The organism is Halopelagius inordinatus (assembly GCF_900113245.1).
GTDB lineage: Archaea > Halobacteriota > Halobacteria > Halobacteriales > Haloferacaceae > Halopelagius > Halopelagius inordinatus.
In genome coordinates this window covers 155267-170577 of the sequence record NZ_FOOQ01000006.1, presented here as the reverse complement: position 1 = coordinate 170577, position 15311 = coordinate 155267, and the positions used below count along the sequence as shown (strand labels likewise).

General features: G+C 62.8%; 16 protein-coding genes. 7 read left to right on the top strand and 9 right to left on the bottom strand.

What is annotated here, in order from left to right:
* Nucleotides 1-355: DsrE/DsrF/DrsH-like family protein (locus tag BM167_RS15910; protein ID WP_092893712.1), on the top strand; the 355-nt coding region annotated here is incomplete at its 5' end.
* Nucleotides 356-635: 280 nt separating this feature from the next.
* Here BM167_RS15910 and BM167_RS15905 read toward each other — a convergent pair.
* The 6 genes from BM167_RS15905 to BM167_RS15880 form a co-directional block, all read right to left on the bottom strand.
* Nucleotides 636-1754 (bottom strand): aminotransferase class V-fold PLP-dependent enzyme, encoded by a 1119-nt coding sequence (locus BM167_RS15905; protein WP_092893711.1) that lies wholly within the window; start codon nt 1752-1754, stop codon nt 636-638.
* An 18-nt stretch (nt 1755-1772) separates the two neighbouring features.
* Nucleotides 1773-2111, bottom strand: coding sequence for a thioredoxin family protein (locus BM167_RS15900; protein ID WP_245781391.1), 339 nt, complete (start codon nt 2109-2111; stop codon nt 1773-1775).
* A gap of 242 nt (nt 2112-2353) precedes the next feature.
* Nucleotides 2354-4180, bottom strand: coding sequence for a tail fiber domain-containing protein (locus tag BM167_RS15895; RefSeq protein WP_143095526.1), 1827 nt, complete (start codon nt 4178-4180; stop codon nt 2354-2356).
* A gap of 238 nt (nt 4181-4418) precedes the next feature.
* Nucleotides 4419-5669, bottom strand: coding sequence for a M20 family metallopeptidase (locus BM167_RS15890; protein WP_092893709.1), 1251 nt, complete (start codon nt 5667-5669; stop codon nt 4419-4421).
* On the bottom strand, nt 5666-7018 hold the full coding sequence (locus BM167_RS15885) for an FAD-dependent oxidoreductase (protein ID WP_092893708.1): 1353 nt from the start codon (nt 7016-7018) through the stop codon (nt 5666-5668). Before BM167_RS15885 ends, BM167_RS15890 begins: the two co-directional genes overlap by 4 nt.
* Nucleotides 7019-7572: 554 nt before the next feature.
* Nucleotides 7573-8133: a class I SAM-dependent methyltransferase gene (locus BM167_RS15880; protein WP_092893707.1), complete on the bottom strand. Its 561-nt coding sequence runs from the start codon at nt 8131-8133 to the stop codon at nt 7573-7575.
* A gap of 446 nt (nt 8134-8579) precedes the next feature.
* On the opposite strand from BM167_RS15880, the gene BM167_RS15875 reads away from it, so the two are divergent.
* Complete coding sequence (locus BM167_RS15875) at nt 8580-8981, top strand: helix-turn-helix domain-containing protein (protein WP_092893706.1); 402 nt, start codon at nt 8580-8582, stop codon at nt 8979-8981.
* Between the two features lie 357 nt (nt 8982-9338).
* Nucleotides 9339-9686, top strand: coding sequence for a DUF7344 domain-containing protein (locus BM167_RS15870; RefSeq protein ID WP_092893705.1), 348 nt, complete (start codon nt 9339-9341; stop codon nt 9684-9686).
* Between the two features lie 79 nt (nt 9687-9765).
* Here BM167_RS15870 and BM167_RS15865 read toward each other — a convergent pair whose 3' ends face one another.
* Nucleotides 9766-10134, bottom strand: a complete 369-nt coding sequence (locus BM167_RS15865) for a group I truncated hemoglobin (RefSeq protein WP_092893704.1) — start codon at nt 10132-10134, stop codon at nt 9766-9768.
* A gap of 391 nt (nt 10135-10525) precedes the next feature.
* Here BM167_RS15865 and BM167_RS15860 point away from each other — a divergent pair, with 391 nt between their 5' ends.
* The 3 genes from BM167_RS15860 to BM167_RS15850 all read left to right on the top strand — a co-directional run bounded on the left by BM167_RS15860 (nt 10526) and on the right by BM167_RS15850 (nt 12694).
* Complete coding sequence (locus BM167_RS15860) at nt 10526-11710, top strand: LolA family protein (protein WP_092893703.1); 1185 nt, start codon at nt 10526-10528, stop codon at nt 11708-11710.
* A 299-nt stretch (nt 11711-12009) separates the two neighbouring features.
* On the top strand, nt 12010-12381 hold the full coding sequence (locus tag BM167_RS15855) for a winged helix-turn-helix domain-containing protein (RefSeq protein ID WP_092893724.1): 372 nt from the start codon (nt 12010-12012) through the stop codon (nt 12379-12381).
* A 1-nt stretch (nt 12382) separates the two neighbouring features.
* Entirely contained in the window at nt 12383-12694 is a 312-nt protein-coding gene (locus BM167_RS15850) for a DUF7521 family protein (protein ID WP_092893702.1), read from the top strand.
* A gap of 883 nt (nt 12695-13577) precedes the next feature.
* Here the strand turns inward: BM167_RS15850 and BM167_RS15845 are convergent.
* Nucleotides 13578-14078 (bottom strand): DUF3592 domain-containing protein, encoded by a 501-nt coding sequence (locus tag BM167_RS15845; RefSeq protein WP_092893701.1) that lies wholly within the window; start codon nt 14076-14078, stop codon nt 13578-13580.
* 256 nt (nt 14079-14334) lie between these two features.
* On the opposite strand from BM167_RS15845, the gene BM167_RS15840 reads away from it, so the two are divergent.
* Nucleotides 14335-14757, top strand: a complete 423-nt coding sequence (locus BM167_RS15840; RefSeq protein WP_092893700.1) for an arsenate-mycothiol transferase ArsC — start codon at nt 14335-14337, stop codon at nt 14755-14757.
* 19 nt (nt 14758-14776) lie between these two features.
* On the opposite strand, the gene BM167_RS15835 is transcribed toward BM167_RS15840, so the two are convergent.
* A complete protein-coding gene (locus tag BM167_RS15835) occupies nt 14777-15166 on the bottom strand; it encodes a cupin domain-containing protein (RefSeq protein WP_092893699.1) in 390 nt (129 codons plus the stop codon).
* Between the last annotated feature and the right edge of the window lie 145 nt (nt 15167-15311).

The following is a 15311-nucleotide window of genomic DNA, read 5'->3' as shown; positions in this document are numbered from 1 at the left end:
CTTCCACACGTTCTGGGGACTCGACATCCTCCACGAGGAGCGCTCGAAGAACCTCAAGCTCAGTTCCGTCGGAAACCCGAACATGCCCGTCCCGAACATCGTCGGCGCGCTCCCCGGCATGGACCGCATGACCACGACGATGATGGCGAAGCGAATCGAGGACAACGATACCGCGACCATCGAGGAACTCATCGAAACCAGCCTGGATATGGGCGTGGAGTTTCAGGCGTGCCAGATGACCATCGACCTCATGGACTACGACGAACACGACTTCTACGACGGCGTCACCACCGGCGTCGGCGCGGCCACCGCCATCCAGGACATGGCCGACGCCGACATCCAACTCCTCGTCTGATCTTCGACGAGCGAGCCCCGAAATCAGATTCCGAATCGCGGAGGCGGACGCGTCCGAGACGTTGATCGGAGAGCCGGTAGCGTCTGGCCTCGAAGTTCACTCCACGTACTGCGGTCACGCCGTCGACGACGAGAACGGTCGCGTACGGGTGAGCGATCCCCCCTGTTGCTTCTCTTGCCGTTTGCAGTATCTCGTCGGTGAACACCCCGGCGGCACCGCTCGTGTGCCACAGACCGCGAGAACCCGTCGTAGCGAACCGATGCGGAGTTCGGGGGCCGCGTCAGGTCCACTCCGGTTCGAGCGCGTCGAGCAGTTCATCGACCTCGGCGCGAGTATTGACTGCGTGGACAGATGCGCGGATGGCGTTCGGTGCGGGCAGAGCGCGAACGACGATTCCCCTCGAAGCGAGCCGATCGACCGTCGCTTCGGGATCATCGACATCGATCGTCACGAGTCCCGACTCGGGATCCATCGGGCTGTAGAGTCGCTCGGCTGGGATACCGTCGGTCAGCCGCCCGGCCAGTTCCTGAATTCGTTCCGCGATACGGTCGATCCCCACCTCGTCGATCACAGTGACCGCCTCGGCCAAGGCGACGTGTGGAGCCGGGTTCGACGATCCGACCTCGAATCGCCGTGCCCCGGGCGCGAACTTGTAGGGGTCTGCGGTCGGCGTCTCGACACTTCGGTAACCAACTGTGGTAGGCAGGAGGGATTCGGCGGCGTCACGGTCGACGTAGAGGAAGCCACCGCCCCACAGTCCCAGCAGCCATTTGTGGCCGGCCGCCGCGACGGCGTCGGCTCCCCACTCACCGACGTCCATCGGAAGCTGTCCCGGCACCTGCACAGCGTCGACGAGCGCAAACGCACCGGCCTCGTGAGCGATATCGACGAGGTCGGCGACGGGCAACCGGGTGCCGTGAGTCCACGTCACCGCGCTGAAACACGCCAGACGTGCGTCGTCGACGGCCGCAGCGAAATCGTCGAGATCGACGCGACCGCCCTCAGTTTCGACGACGCGGACTTCGACTCCCTCCCGTTCCAAGCGTTGCCACGGGAGCGTTCCCGCCGGGTGTTCGAGGTCGGTCCGAACGACAGTATCGCCGGATTGCCAGTCGATGGCGTTCGCGACGGCGTTGATTCCCGCGGTCGTACTCTCCGTGAGAGCGATATCGGCGGCGTCCGCACCGACGAAGTCTGCGACGCGCTTTCGCGCCCGGTCGTACGCGTCGAACGCCACGTCGTAAGGGTCGTTTCGAGCGTTCGCCTCGTACTCGTGTGATTGGACGAACTCGTCGGCAGCCTCGACGACGTACTGCGGGCTCGGCCCGTGAGCGCCGAAGTTCAGGTAAACGTCCTCGTGCAGAGCGGGCGTGTCAGCGCGAAGTTCTATGGGGTTCATCGGTCGCTCACCAGAGTATCAGTCACTGTACCGAGCGATCAGGTCGCAGAGGGCCTGTTCGCTCTGGCTGCCACGGAGCTGTTTCACCGGCCGCCCGTCCACGAACAGGACGAACGTGGGCGCGCTCTGGGCACCGAACTCGATTGCAGTTTCGAGATGCGATTCGATATCGACCGTTAGAACCGTCGCATCGGTGGTTTCGCCGAGCGTTTCGAGGACCGGCTCCATACGCTGACAGGAGCCACACCACTCCGTGTAAAATTCCACGAGAGCGACGCCGCTGTCCTCGACGACCGCTTCGATGTCGCCGTCGCCGAGGGAAACTACCCCGTTCGCCTCCGCCATCTGTGTCGTCATTAGGAGCCTCTACGCACCGTGCGTTTAATAATATTGGGATTATCGTACAATACAATCCGGTTCGCGGTTTTCGGTGAGACGCTTGGAGTCGAATGCATCCACAGGTACCCGCACGGAGTCGGGGTTTCAGTAGCGTCTCGACACTTCGGGTTAGGTCGCCTCGAATACCTGTTCGACGGGTTCAGACCGAGAGACTAATTTTCGCTCGGTAGAAAAATCGTCGCTAAAGAGACCCTTCGAGCCTACGTACTACCGCCGGACGCGGTGTCCTCTCCGACCGTCTGTTCGAGGGTGGCGAGGCGGTCATCCAGTTCCGAGTATCGCTCGCGGAGCGCTTCGTTCTCCGCTTCCAACTCGCCGATGCGCTCGTCTTTTTCTTCGAGTTTCTCCGCCAGCCCCTGAATCGCCGCCAGAGAGACGCCGTCGGCGTCGACGCTCGCGATGGTCTCGTCGTCGCCACCTAACTCGAACGCGTCGTGGAACTCGCCGGCCATCGGGCCCATGTGTCGACCGTCGTCCGTATCCGTGAACTCCCAGGTACTCACCTCGAGGTCGGTGACGGTGTCGAGAACGTCGCCCGCGTCGACCGGACCGACGGACTGCTTTTTCGCCCGAGCGCTCGTCGTATTGAACGACGGGGCGTACATCGGCATCTGCGAGCGGAACTCGTTTGGGCCCCGCGAGTGAATCTCGTTCTGCGTCGCGTCGCCGAACACCACCGCTCCCTCGTGCGGGGTTCCGCTCGGAGATTCGGTCATCGCCTTTTGACCGGCGGCGAACGAGAGCCGTCCGCTCGACACGTTCCCGAATCCACCGGGGATGGTCGAGGACTCGCCGCTGGCGACGTTGAAGCCGCCTCCGCCAACGGTTGACAACAGACCAGATGCTTCGTTGTTCCGGCCGCCGCCGACGAAAGTATTCCCACCTGTGGCTTCGCTCTGATAGCCGCCTACGACGATCGACATCAGACCAGTTGCTTCGTTGTTCCGGCCGCCGCCGACGAAGGTAATAGAGTCTGTGGCTTCGTTCCGATAGCCGCCCGCGATAGTCGACCACCGACCGCTGGCAGTGTTACCCTGCCCGCCGCCTACGAAGTCACAGAATTCGCTCGCGGTGTTCTCCGGACCGCCGACGACGGCCGAAATGGCTCCACTCGCGGTGTTCCTTCGACCGCCGCCGATGAACGCGCCGCCGTCGAGGGAGTTGTTTTGTCGCCCACCGGCGATGGTCGCGTGCCCACCGCTCGTCTCGTTCAGTAGGCCACCCCCGACAGTCGCCCCCTGTCCCTCGGCCGTGTTCTCGCCGCCGCCGCTGACGGTCGCCTGTGCATCCGTAGCGCTGTTACTGAGTCCACCGCTAATGGTCGTGGCAAAACCTCTGGCGAGTTGGTTGTAGCCGCCGCTGGTGGTCGCCCCATCACCGTCGGCCGTGTTCCCACGGCCACAGGCGAACGCCGCCTCCCCACTAGCGGTGTTCTCGAAACCGCCAGCGACTGTCGAGTAGAATCCTCCGCTGGCGGTGTTCGACTCGCCGCCCGCGACAGTTGTGCTTTTCATCCTCGCAGTGTTGCCGTACCCTCCGCCGACGGTCGCGTTCTCGCCGCTCGCGGTGTTTTTTCCGCCGCCGCCGACGGCGGCGCGGTCCTCGCTGGCTTCGTTCTCGTGGCCGCCTGCGACCGTCGCCCACTTGTAAGCGAGGTTCGCCCGTCCGCCGCCGACCGTCGAGTACGACGCGCTGTCGGTATCGCTACCCGAACTGCCGGCGCGGTTGTTCTTCCCTCCGCTAATAGTCGAGAAATTGTCCAGTGCCTTGTTCCTGTACCCGCCAGCGACTACCGGATATCTACCCGAAACCTTGTTTTTCTTCCCCGAGAGGATGCCGTCCTCGTCGAGACCGGTCCGAGACGACGCGGACCCCGTACCGCTGAAGCCGACGAGGCCGGCGGCGCCGAGCGCCGCCAGTACGCTCCGTCGAGTGGAGAACAGCGCAGGAATCGTCTGCGACTCGTCTCGTCCGTCGTCGGCCAGTTCCTCGTCCGCCTCTCCCGGCACATCTGATGGTTCTGTCATTTGTTGTGTTCGATTTTTCCCGCCAAGACGGGCGTTCTGTCGTGATTTGCTTCCTCTTTATCCCGGACCGGCCTCCGTAGTCAAATTATTGTCAATTGGTACAGAGACACACTCACACCCGCATGAAAAGATTACTGGAACAAAAATAGAAAAATTAATAATATTATTAGATAATTCTTCTCGTTTGACAGTCTGAAACGGGAGCAGTCACTGATACGACCGCCGCGTCGGCGGACTGCTATCGGTCTCTCTGGGACCGCCACCTCGCCGGAATACGAGTGTAGACGACCGCGTTATCGACGAGCACGTCGACCGGGACGTACTCGTCGGGAGTGTGGGCGGTATCGGTTCCGAACGCGAACTCGACAGTTGGAATACCCGCGTTCCGGAGTTTCTTCGCGTCGCCGCCACCGGTGGCACTCCGTCGGAAGATGCGGTCCGGTGTGCCCTCCTCGGCAGACGACGCGACGGCTTCGACGAGCGGACTGTCAGGTGCCTCGGCGGTGCCGACGCTCCAAGAGGCGTCGGCGATGGTAACACCCTCGCAGTCGGCGACGCAATCGCGAATCTCCGCGAGCACGTCGGGTGTGTGGACTCCCGCCGTCAACCGCACGTCGACTTCGGCGCGGGCGGACTTCGGGACGCTGTTTATCGCGTCGCCACCCGCGAAGACGCCGAGATTGATCGAAGGATACCAAAACAGGTCGCGAGCAACGTCGTCGCCCATCGACGGGGCGTAGTATTCGACAGACTCCTCGACGATCAGTGCCACGTCAGAGTCGATTTCGAGCCGTTCGGTGCCGAACCGTTCGCGCAAGGTCTCGACCGCGTCGTAGAGCCGATCGATCGCATTGACGCCGAGTGCCGGTCGGGAGCCGTGGGCTCCCTCACCGACGGATTCGATCGCCAGCCAGGTGCTTCCTCGGTCGGCGACCGTGACCGAGTGGCGGCCCGCCTCGCAGGTCGGTTCGCCGATCACGCACGCGTCCGCGCCGATTTCTCCGGCCTCCAACAGCGCCGACAGACCGGCGTCGCCACCCACTTCCTCGTCGCTCACGAAAGCGAACAGGAGATCGACGGGCGGGTCGGCGTCGACGGCTTCGAACGCCCGAATCGCGAACAGCATCGACGCCACGGCACCTTTCATGTCGGTCGCGCCGCGACCGTAGACGCGATCGTCGACGCGCTCGCCGAGCGGGTCGTGGGTCCACGCGTCGGCGTCGAACGGTACCGTATCGAGGTGCCCGTTGTACAGCAGCGTGCTGTCGGACTCGCCGGAGACTCGAACGACGACGTTCGGCTTCGCCGGATCGACGGCAAACCGAGCGACGTCGACCGAGAGCGGTTCGAGGAACTGTTCGATCTCGTCGGCTATCTCGCGCGTGTCACCGGGCGGGTTCGACGTATCGATCGCGAGGAGATCGAGAGTCAGTGCGACCAGTTCCTCGCGGTGAGAGCGCACGTAGTCGGATGGCGTGACGTCGCTCATGCGCGGTCGAGTTTGCCGCCGAGGACTTTCGCCGCCGTGAGGACGGGATCCCAGACGGGGCTAAACGGCGGCGCGTAGGCCAGATCAGCGTTCCGCAGTTCGGATACCGTCATGCCCGCCGTGAGCGCCGTCGCGACCGTGTCGATGCGCTTTGCACCCTCCCGGCCGACGACCGTTCCACCCAGTAGGCGCTCGGTAGCCCGGTCGGCCACCAGCGTGACGGTGAGTTCGCCGCCACCGGGGTAGTAGTGGGCCCGAGACGACGCCGAAATCGAGACCGAAACCGGATCGAACCCGGCCTCCCGCGCTCGCACCTCGTCTACGATTCCGGTGCGGGCGGCACCGAGGTCGAAGGCCTTGACGATGGCCGTTCCGGCGGTTTCGCCGACCGGCTCCGGGTCGCCCGCGACAGTCTGACCGATCGCACGGCCGGCCCGGTTGGCCGTCAGAGCCAGCGGTACGTGGACCGATTCGCCGGTCACGACGTGGCGTGCCTCGGCGCAGTCCCCAGCAGCGTAGACGTTCTCGTAGTTCGTCCGGCCGTACTCGTTGGTCGAGATGGCCCCGGTCTCGCCCAACTCGACGCCGGCGTCCGCTGCGAGGCCGGTAGCGGGCGCGACGCCGACACCGGCAATCGCGATATCGGCGGGTCGGGACCCGTCTTCGAGAACGACGCGTTCGATGCGCCCCCCACCGTCGAAGCCCGAGACGGCGGTGTCGAGGTGCAGGTGGACGCCCTGCTCTCGAAGATGGTCCTCGACGACCTCGGCCACCGAGTCACCGAACGGCTGGAGGACGTGCGGAAGCATCTCGTAGAGGTCGACGTCGAAACCCCGAGCCGACAGCGCCTCGGCCATCTCGATGCCGACGTATCCGCCGCCGACGATCGCCGCAGACCCTGTCGAGTGGTCGGCGACGTAGTCGTCGATGGCGTCGGCCTCGTCCATGTCGTGGATCGTGAACACGCCGTCGAGGTCGAGGCCGTCGAACGGTGGCTCGATTGCGCTCGCGCCCGTCGCGACGAGTAGGTGGTCGTAGGGCTGTTCGAACGTCTCACCGTCGCCCTCGACGGTGACGTTCCCGGCCTCGGGGTCGATGTCGACGACTTCGTGGCCGGTCCGGAGGTCGATGTCGCGTTCGTCGCGGAACTCCTCGGGCGTCACGGCGACCAGGTCGTCCAAGTGCTCGATTTCGCCCTTGACGTAGTACGGCATCCCGCAGGCCGCGTAGGACACCCACTCGCCTCTCTCGAAGACGATCACCTCCAGCTCCGGGTCTTCGCGTTTAGCCTTGCTCGCGGCGCTCATCCCCGCGGCGTCACCGCCGACGACCACGAACGTGTCGCTCATACCTCGGGGTTAGTGCGACAGAATCAAAAGTATTTCGTAGTTTTCACAATATTGAGAACACGAGAGGAGAGGAGGCCACACGGGTAAAGAGCACGTACAGTTCGGCCGCGGACCGCCTCGCCGAACGGACTGGTGCACTCACCGCGGCCGGTGTGACCTGTACGGACGAGACCGAAACGCTGGCCGAGGGGACGATGTCCGTCCGGGCTGTGTGGGTCCAAGTAGTCGAACGAGGGGCAGACGAACCGTCCCGTACCCCCACTGGCCCGCGGTCGGACGCCTGCTCGTCGTTGTGGGGCACCGCAGCGACAGAGCCAGCGTGTAGCGCCGAGAGAACGAAAACGACGGAACGTAGCGGGATAGAAGACGACTCTCGTTCGTCGAACTCTACGATTCGACCGGAGACCGACCCGCTTATCGACGTCGTACCGATAGCCGGGCCGCGACACGGGAGTGCAGCATACAGACCGGTCCCGCACCGATTCGATGGCCAGTCTCGGGCGCTCGGCTGCGAGACTCAGACGGGTCTCGCGCTCTCGCGTTCGCTTTCGCTGTCAGGGACTCTCGACCACGAGAAGATACGTCTCCGGGCGAACCGCCCGGAAGACCTCCGTAAACCCGTGGGTTCGGAACGCATCGGCGGCCTCGTCGGCGGAGTACCGCTCACCGACGGGCGGTCCGCTCTCGCCGGTCCCGGAGGCCGCCCAGTCTACCACGACGACCCGGCCGCCGGATGCGACGACGCGAGCGAGTTCCTCGAGGGCGTCGTCGCTCGCGAACTCGTGGTACGTCATCGTGGAGAACGCCGCGTCGACGCGGGAGTTCTCGAACGGAAGGTCGGAGACGTCGGTCGTGACGAGGTCGACGTTCTCCGGGACGCCCTTCTGTCGGTAGTAGTCGTGCATCTCCGCTTGGAGGTCGACGGCGTACACGCGGTCCGCGTGGGGGGCCACGTCGTCGGTGTAGAATCCGGTACCGCTTCCGAGGTCTGCGACAGTCTCGCCGCCGTCAAGGGCGAGCGCCCACAGAAGTTCCTCACGGGAGACGTACCGATATCGACCGGACGCGTCCTCGAGTTTCTCGGCCTTCGTCGCGTCGAACGTGTGATGACCCATGCGTTCTTTATTGTCGAACACCTGCAAAATAGGTGCTGGTGTTCGGACATCGTGTCTCAGAGCTCAGCCCACAAGAGAGACCGGCCCGCGATAGAAACGACCCCTCGAGCCACAACACCGACGTCTATAATCGAAAATTTCAGCCGTCCTCGGCGAATTCCAGATACGGAACTTCCCGTTTGTGGACGTAACATACAACACTATACGCGGTCAGACGGGAGTTATGCGACGAGTAGGGGGTCCCAAGTCTGCCGAACGGCGGACTCGTATGGAATCTATCGATAGCAGGGGTGAGAAACCCGCTCTACGGTGTGACATCTCGGAGCTCACCGGTCCGGTAGGTGCCGGTAGGGACTGAAAGGGGGGAAATACCGCAGTTGGCGGAGAATTGTACGTCCCTTACACAAATCTTTTAATGCCGGAACCACTACATCCCAACGATTATCATGCCCGATTCTATGGCCGAACAACTCCAGCAGGACATGGAGTGTGAGGGGCTTCTCGAGTGTTTCCACGGTCTGAAACAGCTCGACAGAGACTGCTTTCAAGTCCTGATAGACGCCTCAGAACCGCTCACGGTGGACGAAGTGGCGGACACCGTCGGTCGTGAGCGCTCGACCGCATATCGCGCCGTCCAGCGGTTGCTTCAGGCGGGCTTCATCCAAAAGGACCAGGTCAACTACGAACAGGGCGGCTACTACCACGTCTACTCGCCGACCGACCCCTCGAAGATTACGGACGACATGCAACGGATGCTCAACGACTGGTACGCGAAGATGGGCCAACTCATCCACGAGTTCGAAGACAAGTACGAGCAGAACCAGCCGACAGCACCCGCAGAAGGGTAGTAGCGGGTTTGCGCGTCTCGCCCACCGTCTCTCACTCGACGGCGATAGAAACGGAGCGCTACGGCGCGAACCTCTCGACTATCGGTTCTGATCGTCTCGAATATTGTGTTGGTAGCACGCACGTCTGTTCGGAGTAACTGTGTGACATGTCAACCGTTTCAACAGAGCCTTCGGGGAGGAACTTGGAGGACGTCTCTCGGTGGGAGCGCGCTCGGAATACTGTCTCCTCTCACCGAAGGCGTCGAAAACGAGAGGAAAAGAGAGGAACGATAGAACGGCCAGAAACCGAGACGAGGAGACGACCCAAATGGTTAGGTATGGGTGCTTTGTGTGCGAACTCCGTGTCTGCACGTGGTGATGGAGGAGACAGAGGCGTTCAGAGTGCTCGGGAGTGCGGACCGGCAACTTCTGCTCTACGAGTTGATACATTCAGACCGAGGGGTGAGCGAAGAGCGACTCGCCCGACGGGTGGCAGCCTACAGACATCGCTCTCCTCCCGAATCGGTCGGTAGCGAACAGGTCGAACGGGCGCACATCCGATTAGTCCACGTCCACCTTCCCCTGTTGCGGAGGCTCGACGTCGTCGAACGAGACGGAGACCAGGTGACGCTCACCGATAACAGATCCAGAGACCAACTACTCGAAGCGGCGGCAGAGTTAGACGGGTGGCCGCCGGACGACTTACTTCGACTCCCCTTCTCGTAGTCAGAGCGGCTTACCCTCCCATTCGAGGGTACGAGAGATGCGAGGCGAAAAGCGAGAGACGGTGGGAGAAGACCGTGTGTTACCGTGCCTCGACTATCTCGGGACGGAGTTCCTCCACCTGTTCGAGTACCTGCGTGCGGTCCTCGTCGGAGACGCCGTTTCCATCCAGTGCGGTGTCCAGATAGCCTGCGATGATGTCGAACTCCTCGTGGGTGATGCCCATCCCTCGGTGGGCCGAACGCATGTCTCGCCCGGAATAGTCGACTGGACCGCCGGTGACCGCCGAGATAAACTGTACCTGGTGCGCTCGTAGCTTCGTCGTGTCGCTGTCTTCGAAGTGGTGGACGAGTCGGTCGTCGCTCAGAACCCGGTCGTAGAAGTCGTCGACGACGCTCTCGACGGCGTCGTGGCCGCCTAGCCGGTCGAACACAGTTTGGTCGTCACTCATGCTCCCGGCGCTTCGGTGAGGTGGGGCAAGTAGCTTTGGGCGGGGGAGACACAGACACCGCAACCGTCCCCGCGATGACGACGCTCAGCGGGGGGGTCAGGCGAATGGACCCGATTCAGCGGCCGCAGGACGCTCTCTTGTGGGAGCGAACGAGCACGGGCAGTTCGGGACGACCACCGGAACGGTCGGTCAGTTCTCGGGCCTCGTCGATAGCACGACGGCAATCGGGGATTCGTCCCGAGAGTAGGCGACTCGGCTCACGAAACCGGCAGTTTGCCTTCGAAGTGTATTTCCACTCCCGTACGCGTCGAATTTCCTGCCGATTTCTGGGCCGAACGTCCGAAAGTATTTACCCACCAGTTATCCGATATGAGTTCAAGGCTCACTCGGAATGACCCGTCCTCCACTCGGATTCAGTCGGCGCACGCTCGTGGTGCTCTTACTCCTCTGTGTCGTGCTTCCCGCGGTCCTCTGGGCGTCGGGAGGTGCGATCGGAGACGAGAACCCCTCGGTCGACGCCAACGTGACCGAGCGCTACCGCTCCGTCGATGCTCTCACCGCGACGCAGACGGTCGCCATACGGACTAACGGTACGGTTACGTCCCGAAACGTCGCAACCGTCACGCTCGTCCCGGGAACCGACCGGAAACGGGTCCGGTTCCAGAACGCGTCGGACCGGCGGTACGAACTGAAGGTCTCGAACGGCTCGACGCTGTGGCTCCACCGTACCGACCGAAACGCCGTGACCGCCATCGAGTTGACGGGACCGCCGACCGATCCGCAAACGGCTGTTCGGCTCCAACAGATCGTCGCGGCCGCGGGACTGACCGACGACACCGGCCGCCCGAAAGCCATCGGCGTGTCGCCGTTACCCGTCGTGCCGAGACAGACCGGCGTCGCTCCCGAAGTGGACACGAACCGCAGTTACACCGTCGAATTCGTCGAGACCGATACCGTCGGCGGACGAGAGTCGTACGTACTCGACGTCGTCCCCGCGAACACCCGGGGCGAGGCGCACTACAGACAGCGGTTGTGGGTCGACACCGAACGGTTCTACCCCCTGCGCAAGCAGACGGCGTGGACCGCCGACGATGCTCAACGGTCGGTGACGACGACGTACACGAACGTGACGTTCGACCCGGAGGTATCTGCGGACGCGTTCCGACCCGAACGAGACGCCGACACGGACGTACGGCGACCAACCGTCCCCGATACGGAGTGGTACCGAAGCGGTGCCGCCCTGGAGGCACGGAGTTCGATTTCGGTCCCGAATCCGACCGTTCCGCCCGCGTTCGAACTGGCGTACGCGACACGAACGACCGGCCGAATCGACGGGGTGGGGCTTCGCTACGCCGCCTCCGGGCGCGAACTCACGGTCGCGAAGTTCAACTACACGCTCGACATCGGCCCCGAGGAACGAGACCTGACGCTCGACGGCCGTCCGGCGAGCCTCGACTACGGGCCGACCGACTCGCTCTCGTGGGACTGCGACGGCTACGGCTACACCGTCCGCGGAACCGGCGTCGAAACGGACCGCTTGATCGAAGTCGGCCGGTCGGTGGGCTGTCCGGCCTGAAACCGAGCGAGTTTCCGGGTCAGAAACTCGCCCCCCTTTTATATTATGCGGCGGCTCGTCGGTCGAAGTGCGATGGGTCCCAACGAGCCGGAAACGCGCTCTCACACCAGTAGTATGGTGACGTGCCCTCTGACAGCACCACGGTCCCCATCGCAGTCGCCGCTGACGCACCAGCCCCTCCACAGTCTCACGGTACTGCTCCGACAGTTCCGTCGCGTTTCCGGAACCGGTTGCCGCGGCCGGTGGTGGTCGAAACCCACGGGCCTTATTAATCTATCAGGCGGTTGTTCGACCGAAACGTGAGTGAGGATCCTGCGTTGGGTGAGCTTCTCGACGTCCTCAGCGACGAGTACGCCCGAGACATCCTCGCAGCGACGAGTATCAAACCAATGTCCGCACAACAGCTTGTCGACGAATGTGAGATGTCCAAACCGACGGTCTACCGGCGAGTAGACCGACTACAGACGCACGGACTCCTCGAGGAACAGACCAAGGTTCGGACCAGTAACAACCACTACAGCGTCTACGCGGCCACGTTATCAGAAGTCTCACTCACGTTGGAGTCCGGGTCGTTCGAGGCGGCCGTGACGCGCACCGACGACGAATCGTTTCCCGGAGAAAGGGAGAACGACACCGCCGACCGCTTTACGAAGATGTGGGAGGACCTCTGAGATGGTGTCTGTGGCCGCTCTCGTCGACTGGATTATCGTCGCGCTCGCCCTCGGTTCGACCCTCGTCGGCAGCTACGTGGGATACCAGGCCTATCGCGGGTACCGCCGCCACGACAGCCGAGCGATGCGAGCGCTCTCCGCGGGGCTGTTCTTCCTCACGGCCGTCGCGTTCGGTATCGCCTTCGTCGGCTCGTTGCTCCTCCGTGAGGGCTACATCGGTCTGCAGTATCAACAACTGCTTACGCTCGTCACGCGCCTGTTTCAGTTCCTCGGTGTGGTTCTGATAGCCTTCTCGTTACATTCGCGGAAGTGATCCGCTCGTGTGCAGCGTGGACAGACGTTCTCCCGCGTGTTCCGCGTGGTCAGTCGCTCGGACGCTCGGAGAGGTCGTCACCGGGGGTTCCGTCCTCGTGGGTTACTCCTGTCGGCTTCTCGTACCACCCGAAGTGGTCGAGATGCCACTCTGATTAGGTTCTCCATCCAGAGAAGATCAGAGATACCGATGCTCTACTCTACAACCAAACCATCACTAGCGAACGTGGCGAGGATGGGGACACAGTGTGGTTCGGACCGTACGACTCGCTCTCGCCCGGGGCGTACCGAGTTACGTTCTTCATGAACGTGACAGGGGCCGGAGAAGAACCTGTTGCACTGTTGGATATTAACGCGAAAGGAGAAGACGGTACGATAGCACAAAAGGGAGTCGCACCGACCGACGGTTGGGAGAAGGTCACGGTCAACTTCACTCTGAACCGGTATCAGCCGGACGTTGAATTTCGTGGGTTCAGGATGGCCGAAGAGGGAACTATCAAGATCAAGTCAATATCGCTCACTCAAGACACTAGCGCGGACCCGACGTCAGACAGTGTCCAGTCTCCGAAAAGAGACACTGCGGATGCGTCCTCGACAGAGAGGGTAGTCGCGTGTACATCGCCCACTAGACAGACTGCACGCGGAAGGTACGGAACAGACCCCCTAACACTGAGCAGTTCACCCGTCCACAGTGGGTGCAAGCTACTTCGATGACAACAGCATTCGTGTGAGCTTCGAAGGTAACTCGCAAACGGGTATCTGACGACATCGGATTCGACCTTCGAACGGGTCGTAGCGTCCGGTCTGAATCGCCTGTTCCGAGACGTGCGGCCGCCACAACGCCTTCGAAGAGAGGTCGTTTCGGATCCATCGAAGCCGGTCTATCAGCCCCTTCGATAGTGCTTCGTCGCGGACGCCGCACCGACGACGACGAAGAACAGCCCGACGCCGAGGAACACGAGCGGTGCGTTCGAGGTTTGGTTCTTCAGAAACGCGTTGCCCGGTTCGTCGGGTACGACGTATGCGGTGACCGTGTCGCCGCGTTCGTAGCCCGCCAAGACGGACCGAGCCTCCGACTCGGTGTCGTAGCTCTGAGAGACCTCCGCCGGAAAGAGGTTGCTGCTCGCGTACGACGTTCCGTCGTACGTATAGGTGAATCTGACAGTAGGTCTGTGGTCGACACTGCTACTACTGCCTGCGGAATCGGTTTCGACTCCCGTCTCGACGATTTCGGCGTCGACTTCGACCGAGTTCGCGACCGCCTCGGACTGTCGGTCGTAGTCGTACGCTCCGACTCCGGTCGCCGCGAGACCGACGAGAAGCAGTATCACCGCGCCCCGGAACGTACTCGGGCCGTCGACGGAGAGGCCGCTATCGTCGGACATCGAACCATCCCCTCTCGGGAGAGGTAGACCTCGGTTCGGACGCGAATCGTACCCGTCGGGTCGCGAGTGGAGGGAACACACGAACGGAGCGAGACTACGCCCTCATGTACTTTCTGATCTGTTCTGCTCGGCGACATATCGTCGATCGAGGGACGAATCGACACGTCCGGCGAACGACCGCTTACGCTATATACTGACCCGACCTCTCGATAGGACTCTTAGCAACCGTTATTTCGGTAGATATCCGAGCAACGGCATGACCGATAGCGAGGCGACGTTCGGATTCGTTTGCGTACAGAACGCGGGACGCAGTCAGATGTCCGCTGCCTTCGCAGAACGGGAACGCCGCCGCCGCGGTCTCGAAGGCCGCGTCGAAGTTCGGACCGGGGGCACGGTGCCCGCCGACGCGGTCCATCCCGAGGTGGTCGAAGTGATGCGCGAGGAGGATATCGACCTCTCCGACCGGGTACCACGGGAGGTTTCGGAGGACGAACTCGACAGCTGCGACGTCGTCGCGACGATGGGGTGTTCGACGCTCGAACTCGATGCCGACGTCGAAGTGCGCGATTGGGATTTAGACGACCCTCACGGCCGAGACGTAGAACGCGTCCGCGAGATTCGCGACGACATCGAACGACGCGTTGCCGGTCTCTTCGACGAATATTTCGCCGACGAGTAGGGCGTGTTCGTCCTGTGGGTCACTCCTCCGTGGCTAGCTCCGGTTCGAACTCGCCGACCGCGAGTCCGCGCCGGACCGGGTCGTGTTCCTCGTCGGTCGGCGGCGGTGCAGTCACCAGCAACGCTTCGAGTCTCGAATCCTCGTCGGCTCTGATGCCGCGTTTCGTGTCCGCCGAGACGGTAACCACGTCACCGGGGCCGACGCGGTGGTCGATGTCGCCGTCGCGGACGATTCCGGTCCCCGACCTGACATCCACGACGAGGGCGCTCGACGGCGCGTGAACCGGGATGAACTGCCCGGGTTCGAAGAACCCGCAGACGACTTTCGCCCGTTCGCTTCGGAACGCGCCCTGCGCGGAGAACCCGTCGTCGTCGTACTCCCGTTCGGCGTCGAAGTCGATACGCGGCATCACCGGTCACCCCGAGAGTCGGTCGCCGTTCGGATCAGTCGGCGTCGGCTATCACGTACTGGGGGTACCACTCGCGCGTCCGGGGCTGTTGGGTACATATCCGAACCGACCCGTCGGATTCGAATCAGCGTTGTCCCGAACCTGT

Bases quoted from the DNA above. Each gene is read 5' to 3' on its own strand.
- BM167_RS15905 (WP_092893711.1), bottom strand. From the start codon at position 1,754: ATGAACCCCATAGAACTTCGCGCTGACACGCCCGCTCTGCACGAGGAC.
- BM167_RS15900 (WP_245781391.1), bottom strand. From the start codon at position 2,111: ATGACGACACAGATGGCGGAGGCGAACGGGGTAGTTTCCCTCGGCGAC.
- BM167_RS15895 (WP_143095526.1), bottom strand. From the start codon at position 4,180: ATGACAGAACCATCAGATGTGCCGGGAGAGGCGGACGAGGAACTGGCC.
- BM167_RS15890 (WP_092893709.1), bottom strand. From the start codon at position 5,669: ATGAGCGACGTCACGCCATCCGACTACGTGCGCTCTCACCGCGAGGAA.
- BM167_RS15885 (WP_092893708.1), bottom strand. From the start codon at position 7,018: ATGAGCGACACGTTCGTGGTCGTCGGCGGTGACGCCGCGGGGATGAGC.
- BM167_RS15880 (WP_092893707.1), bottom strand. From the start codon at position 8,133: ATGGGTCATCACACGTTCGACGCGACGAAGGCCGAGAAACTCGAGGAC.
- BM167_RS15875 (WP_092893706.1), top strand. From the start codon at position 8,580: ATGCCCGATTCTATGGCCGAACAACTCCAGCAGGACATGGAGTGTGAG.
- BM167_RS15870 (WP_092893705.1), top strand. From the start codon at position 9,339: ATGGAGGAGACAGAGGCGTTCAGAGTGCTCGGGAGTGCGGACCGGCAA.
- BM167_RS15865 (WP_092893704.1), bottom strand. From the start codon at position 10,134: ATGAGTGACGACCAAACTGTGTTCGACCGGCTAGGCGGCCACGACGCC.
- BM167_RS15860 (WP_092893703.1), top strand. From the start codon at position 10,526: ATGACCCGTCCTCCACTCGGATTCAGTCGGCGCACGCTCGTGGTGCTC.
- BM167_RS15850 (WP_092893702.1), top strand. From the start codon at position 12,383: ATGGTGTCTGTGGCCGCTCTCGTCGACTGGATTATCGTCGCGCTCGCC.
- BM167_RS15845 (WP_092893701.1), bottom strand. From the start codon at position 14,078: ATGTCCGACGATAGCGGCCTCTCCGTCGACGGCCCGAGTACGTTCCGG.
- BM167_RS15840 (WP_092893700.1), top strand. From the start codon at position 14,335: ATGACCGATAGCGAGGCGACGTTCGGATTCGTTTGCGTACAGAACGCG.
- BM167_RS15835 (WP_092893699.1), bottom strand. From the start codon at position 15,166: ATGCCGCGTATCGACTTCGACGCCGAACGGGAGTACGACGACGACGGG.